Below are 6,307 nucleotides of genomic sequence, written 5' to 3' on the forward strand. Positions count from 1 at the left end.
CGCCGGGTGACTTGCCGCCAGCGCGGCCAGCGCGTCTGCGCTCAGGATCATCGCTGCCTCATCCCCCCTTTGTCCATGGTCAGGACTATAGGGGGATCAGCCCGCGACGCCAGCCTGTCCGCTATCGCCGCGCCTCGACGAAGGATGTCTGCATCGGCTCTAACGGGACAACCGGTGCGCCCATTTCGCGGGCCAGCATCTGTTCCATCCAGCCGCGATGCCGCACCATGAAGGCGGCAAAGCCATCGGGGTTCGCCGGATCGAACATAGGCACCGCCCAGTCGACCTCCGGCGGCGCATAGTCGGGCTGCATCACGCCCTTCTCATCCTGCGGCGGGTCGATATGGCGGCCGAGAAAGCGGTTGCCCTGGAAACGGATATGGGTGGCGGGACCAAAACCCGGCTCGATCAAATAATCCGGCCCGTTGCGGCCGACCTCATGGCCGTAGCGCACCGTGCCTGCCACCGCGAAGACATTGTTGCGGAAGCGGACGTCGCTGGCCCAGCCATCCCATTGGGTGGCGATCACCATCTGTATGTCCTGCTTCGGGCCGACATGGACGACATTGCCCTCGATCAGGACATCGGCGACCGTCCCCGCCAGCTGGAACGCCCGGCTGCCATCGTTGCGGCTGACATTGGAGCGTGCCACCGTGCCGCGATTGCCCAGATTATCCTGATCGCTACGCTTGGGCGAACAGACGAGCAGAAATCCGCCCGCATTATCATGGCTATAATTATAGGCGATCGTCGTGCGGCGCGAATTGAAATCGGAATCGAACCCCTGCCCATCATAGCGGGTGCGGGTAAAGGCCGCCTCGTTGAACTGAATGAGGCTGTGGTCGGTGCTCCATTGCCAGATCGCGGCGGTATAGCCGGGCGCGCGGCTGCCCGCATAGCGCACGATATTATGCTCGATCAGCGCGCCGTCCGTGCCGCGCGGGACGATGCCGTCGCCGCCGACATCCTCGACCAGATTGTCGCGGATCACTACCCCGGCGCTGGGGAACCAGCGCGCCTTCGTCACCTGGTCGCTGATCCCGGCAATGCCCGACCGGTCGACGCGCCAGACGATGTTGCGCTCGATGCGGATATCCTCAAACCGGGTCGGTTGCTTGAGGCCGAGCGCGCTGAAGACGATGCCGCCATTATCCTTGCGGTCGTTGGTGCCGCGCACGTCATGAATATACATGTCGCTGATGCGGATGCCGCGCGTCACCCCGCTGTCCTGCGCCGACACCAGCACGCCAAAGCGCGACCCGGCGGGCGGGCCGTCATTGGTGACTTCCAAACCGCTGATCCGCACATATTCGGCGTTCAGGATGGCGACGCCATGCGCGGCGACCCCGCCTGCATCGATGCGCGGGCGCTGGCCCATGCCGGTCGGGCCGACCGTGATCGGCGCATCCTTGCGGCCCGACCGGGTGATGACCAGCGGCTCCTTCCACACCGATCCTGCCGCCAGAAGAATATGATCGCCCGGTTGCAAGGACGTGGCCTTGATCCGCCCCAGCGACCGCCAGGGCGCAGTGGCAGACCCGGCATTGCTGTCCTGCCCCAGATTGGCGTCGATATAATAGGTCGCCGCCTGCGCAGCGGTTGCACCCGTCGCGAGCAGCCACGCCGCCAGCATCAGCGCACCCGATCGGCGGCCGATCTTCAATTTTCCGTCCCGTAATAGCGGCATGCGTCCCCTGTCCCACAGCATTGATTCCCATTCTGGCAGACCCGGAATAGATCGATGCTGAACGATTGGCGACGCGCCCTTAGCCCATCGTCCCGCCGCTGCGTTCGCCCGCATCCTTGCCCGCCAGATAGCCGAACACCATGGCCGGGCCGAGCGTTCCCCCGGCGCCGCCATATGTCATCCCCATGGGCGATGCCATCGCGTTCCCCGCGCAATACAGCCCCTCGATAACCTGACCATCCACATTGAGGACGCGCGAGCGCGTATCGGTCAACGGACCGCCCTTGGTCCCCAGCGCGCCCGATTTCACCTCGATCGCATAATAGGGTCCATCGCCCAGCGGCCCCAGCGTCGCGCGCTTGTCCCCGCGCCAGCGCGGGTCGCCCCACCATAGGTCGTTATTCGCCTCACCCCGCTGGAAATCGGGATCATCGGCCTGTTCGGCATGATGATTGAACCGGGCCACCGTCTTTTCGAGGCCATCGGGATCAATGCCCACCCTTTCCGCCAACGCGCGCAGCGTCGGCGCGCCGGGCACCCATTGCGGTGGCGTCGCCCCAGCCTCGAAACTGTCGGTCAGACCGCCGACGAGGAACGGATAATGGCCATAGAAGGCGGCGTTGAAGATGAACCAGCAGGGCAGGTTGGCATAGGTGAAGGCGCTGACATCCTGCTCATGGAAAGCCGCGCCGAACGCATTGTAATTGGACGCCTCATTGGTGAACCGCTTGCCCTTGCGATTGACCATCAGCCCGCCGGGCATGGTTCGCTCATAGGTGAAAAGCTGGCGCCCCATGCTGTTGAGGTCAGTCGGCACTTCGATCACCGGCATCCACCAGGCCTCGCGCATATTGCCCAGCATCGCGCCGACCCGCATCGCTATTTTCAGGCCATCGCCGCTATTGGTCGGCACCGACACCGGATGCGTCATCGGCCCACGGGTGAAGGCCCGCACCAGATCCTTGTTCCATTCAAAGCCGCCGGTCGCGATCACGACATTGGACGCATGCGCCGTGCTGCCATCCTCGAACCGCACCCCGGCCACGGCCGCGCCGTCCATGATCAGTTCCATCGCGCGCTTGCCGGTCTGGGGTTCAATGCCCCGGTCGAGGCAGGCCTTCATCAACCGCCCGACCAATGCCGCCCCCATGCCGCGTGCATCGACCGCGCGCCGCTGTGCCTTCACCTCCGCACTGGCGGGTTGGGGCACGGGCTGGCCGAGCGTCGTTTCACCGACGGTCATGGTGTAGTCGGGATAATAAGGCGACGCCTCCATCCGGTCGGACCAGTCGCCCAGTTCCTGATAGGGGAAAGGCGGACATTCCAGCGTCCGCCCGCCGGTGCGCTTGGCGCCGGGAAATTCGGAATGATAATCGGGGAAATCGGGAATGCTGTAGAATTGGACCGGCGTGCGGGTCTCCAGAAAGCGGATCATGTCCGCGCCTGTATCCACGAAGGTTTCGGCCATCGCCGCATCGATCATGCCATGCGAGAGGGCGCTCAAATAGGTCAGCGCCTCTTCCCGGCTGTCGGTCCGGCCCTTGGCCATATGGGGATGATTGGGTATCCAGATTTGCCCACCGGACCAGGCCGATGTGCCGCCGATCTTGTCCGATTTTTCGAACAGAGCGACCCGCGCGCCATATTCATGGGCCGTCACTGCCGCCGTCAGGATGGCTGGCCGCCGGATCGGGCGGCCGCCGGGCCGGAGACATTCAGCGCTGTGCGAGTTGAACAGTCGACTTGTGGCTGATGGTGAGGCCAGCCTGCGCCCATTCATCCTTCGACTGGCAGGTGGTGACGGGGATCAGCGATCCGGTCACGACTTCCTTGAAGCAATAGCGCTCGGTCTTCTGGTCGTAGCGGACCTTGGCCTGGCCATAGGTGCCGGTGGGCTGGGCGAAAGCGGGGGTGGCAGCAGCCGAAACGGCGACAGTGGCGGCGGCGATGGCGGCGACAAAAGCGATGGTCTTCATGATGTTTCTCTTTCCCTGAACAATGTGTGGCGATCCGTTGTGGATCATGCCGACAGCATTGCAGGGAGCGTGCCAATTCCAAAAAGCGCCGAAAAATAGGGGCTTTCGCCGCACTAACACGGAATTTAGTGTAAGATTTTCACCGCATATTGGTGAAATATCCGATAGGTTTGGATATTTTTCATCTCCGGTTCACATTGAGCGCCCCAGCATCTCAAACCCGACCCGTCACGGGGATAAGCGCGCCCGTAATCGCGTCCGCAGCGGGCGACAGGAGGAAAGCCGCCACCCCCGCCAGCTGCGTCGGCGTTACCCAGTTTCCAAAGTCCGCGTCGGGCATGTCGGCGCGATTGGCCGGGGTGTCGAGGATGCTGGGCAGGATCGCATTGACTCGCACCCCCTGCGCCTTCACCTCTTCCGCCAGCGCTTCGGTCAGCCGGGCGACGCCGGACTTGGACGCGGCATAGGCCCCCATCCCTGCCGCCGCCTTCGTGGCCGCCGCCGCGCCGATATTGACGATCGCCCCTCCGCTCGCAGTAAGCAGCGGCAGCAATGCGCGGCTGGCGATCAGCGCCGTGCGGACATTCATCGCATAGAGCCGATCCCAGGTCGCGACGCTGCCGTCCGCCACCGTTTCCCAGGCAAAGCCGCCCGCGATATTCACCAGTCCGTCGAGCTGGCCCAGTTCGGCCGAAATCTGCGCGGCAGCCCCGGCCATCGCCGCTTCATCGGTCAGGTCGAGCCCGCCGAGCGCCAGCGCAACGCTGTCCGCAGCGACCTCGCCCAGATCGATGCCCACGACCGTCCACCCGGCGGCCCCCAATATCTCGACCGTCTTGCGCCCCAATGCGCCCGCCGCGCCGGTTACCGCCACTATGCCTGTCATTGCCCTGCCCTCTCCCTGATCCACGCCTTAAAGGCCCGCCATGCACATATATTTCATCTCGACATAATCTTCGATGCCATGGCGCGACCCTTCACGGCCCATGCCGGATTGCTTGATGCCGCCAAAGGGGGCGACCTCAGTCGAGATCAGCCCGGTGTTGATGCCGACCATGCCGACCTCCAGCGCCTCCGCTACCCGCCAGACACGGGCCAGGTCACGGGTATAGAAATAGCCCGCGAGGCCGACCTCGGTATCATTGGCCAGCGCGACCGCCTCTTCCTCCGTATCGAACAGGAACAGCGCCGCGAGCGGGCCGAAGGTTTCATCCTGTGCCAGCAGCATGTCGGGAGTGCAGTCTGCAACGACAGTGGGCTCGTAGAAGCTGCGCCCCAATGCGTGGCGATGCCCTCCGGTGACGATGCGCCCGCCCTTGGCCAGCGCATCGGCGACATGCTCCTCCACCTTCTGGACCGCCTTGTCGTCGATCAGCGGTCCTTGGGCGACGCCCTCCTGCGTACCTGGCCCCACCTTCAGCTTTTTGACGGCGGCCGTCAGCTTCTGTTCGAACGCGGGCGCAACCTCTCGCTGCACCAGGATGCGGTTGACGCATACGCAGGTCTGGCCACTGTTGCGATATTTGGACGCCATCGCCCCTTCGACCGCCGCATCCAGGTCGGCATCGGCAAAGACGATGAAGGGCGCGTTACCACCCAGCTCCATCGACAGCTTCTTCATCGTCGGCGCGCATTGCGCCATCAGCGTCTTGCCGACCTCGGTCGATCCGGTGAAACTCAATTTGCGGACCAGCGGGCTGGCCGTCAGTTCGCCGCCGATCACCCGCGACGATCCGGTGACGACGTTGAACACGCCTGCTGGCACCCCTGCCCATTCCGCCAGCACCGCCAGCGCCAGTGCGGTCAACGGCGTCTGGGTCGCGGGCTTCAGCACCATCGTACAGCCCGCCGCCAGCGCAGGCGCCGCCTTGCGCGTGATCATCGCTGCCGGGAAGTTCCAGGGCGTGATCGCGGCGACGACGCCGACCGGTTGCTTGACGACGACGATACGGCTGTCTGCGCGGTGGCTGGGGATCACTTCGCCATAGAGGCGCTTGGCCTCTTCGGCGAACCATTCGATGAAACTCGCGGCATAGCCGATCTCGCCCTTGGCCTCGGCCAGCGCCTTGCCCTGCTCGCGCGTCAGGATCATCGCCAGGTCATCCTGATGCGTGATCAGCAGGTCGAACCAGCGCCGCAGGATGCGCGACCGTTCGGCCGCCGTCTTCGCCCGCCAGGCCGGGAGCGCCGCATCCGCCGCCGCGATCGCCGCCTGCGTTTCCGCAACGCCCAGATCGGGAATGAACGCGAGCGTCTCGCCCGTGGCCGGATCGGTTACCGCAATGCTGGGCGAACCGGTCCATGCGCCGTCGATCAGACATTGCTGGCGCAGCAGATCGCGGTCGGAAAGGGCAATGGTCATGAAGGCACCTCTAAATAGCGTGTCCGCCATCAACGCAGCGCGGCAGCAACAGGATGCACAGATGATCGGCACCCATCCCAGCGTCAACGCACCGGATGACCGCCTGCCGAAGGATCGACACGGCGATCCTATTTGTGACTTTCTATATCTGTTTTCCCGTTTAATTATACGCCGTATACAATTGTTATTAGACTATTTATATTGTTTTTCAGTTCGGATATGAATCGAACCTAGCGACCTAGTATCGGATCATAGCCATGGCATCTCCCGATCATAATATGC

General features: G+C 63.8%; 5 protein-coding genes. All 5 read right to left on the reverse strand.

Translation table 11 applies throughout. From position 1 onward, the window contains the following. Positions 1 to 121 precede the first annotated feature (121 nt). The 5 genes from IL54_RS19415 to IL54_RS19435 all read right to left on the reverse strand — a co-directional run bounded on the left by IL54_RS19415 (position 122) and on the right by IL54_RS19435 (position 6,025). The gene (locus IL54_RS19415; protein ID WP_037479695.1) at positions 122 to 1,687 is read right to left on the reverse strand and encodes a right-handed parallel beta-helix repeat-containing protein; all 1,566 of its coding nucleotides are present in this window, start codon (positions 1,685 to 1,687) and stop codon (positions 122 to 124) included. Positions 1,688 to 1,766: 79 nt separating this feature from the next. After that, a complete protein-coding gene (locus IL54_RS19420) occupies positions 1,767 to 3,347 on the reverse strand; it encodes an FAD-dependent oxidoreductase (protein ID WP_237748967.1) in 1,581 nt (526 codons plus the stop codon). Between the two features lie 55 nt (positions 3,348 to 3,402). Then, positions 3,403 to 3,663, reverse strand: coding sequence for a hypothetical protein (locus tag IL54_RS19425; protein ID WP_037479697.1), 261 nt, complete (start codon positions 3,661 to 3,663; stop codon positions 3,403 to 3,405). Positions 3,664 to 3,877: 214 nt separating this feature from the next. Beyond that, positions 3,878 to 4,549: an SDR family NAD(P)-dependent oxidoreductase gene (locus IL54_RS19430; protein WP_037479699.1), complete on the reverse strand. Its 672-nt coding sequence runs from the start codon at positions 4,547 to 4,549 to the stop codon at positions 3,878 to 3,880. A gap of 27 nt (positions 4,550 to 4,576) precedes the next feature. Next, positions 4,577 to 6,025 carry an NAD-dependent succinate-semialdehyde dehydrogenase gene (locus IL54_RS19435; protein WP_037479701.1) on the reverse strand — a complete coding sequence of 483 codons (1,449 nt, stop codon included), beginning with the start codon at positions 6,023 to 6,025 and terminating at the stop codon, positions 4,577 to 4,579. Positions 6,026 to 6,307 lie beyond the last annotated feature (282 nt).

The sequence above is a fragment of the Sphingobium sp. ba1 genome, assembly GCF_000743655.1.
GTDB lineage: Bacteria > Pseudomonadota > Alphaproteobacteria > Sphingomonadales > Sphingomonadaceae > Sphingobium.